General features: G+C 52.2%; 1 protein-coding gene. It reads left to right on the top strand.

The genetic code is table 11. The features are described 5' to 3' along the window. Positions 1-232, top strand: a 232-nt coding sequence (locus AC1RO3_RS09300) for a hypothetical protein (RefSeq protein WP_481764136.1), incomplete at its 5' end; no start/stop codon positions are given. Between the last annotated feature and the right edge of the window lie 19 nt (positions 233-251).

The following is a 251-nucleotide window of genomic DNA, read 5'->3' as shown; positions in this document are numbered from 1 at the left end:
CAAGTGGAACATTCCTGCTGTGTCCGATGTTCGCGCGGTAGTCATGCGCGGTAACTCGAATCGTTACCAAAACATTCAGGGGTCCTTCAAGACTTCTAGCTCTTCTGGGGTAACTCAGATGACGACAGCAAATGGGCCGTCGCGTTATATCGCGGTGGCAGAAACAGATGGGACGAATCCTTGGACAACAGCGAGTTTGACTGCCGGGGAATTCGGCCAAACTTCGCGTTAATGGAGCACATATGAGCCTC

It is taken from the genome of Dellaglioa sp. CoH-57-MRSF-19 (genome assembly GCF_056781975.1).
Note: the sequence above shows the minus strand (reverse complement) of the source record. Positions and strands in the feature narration are given on the sequence as shown.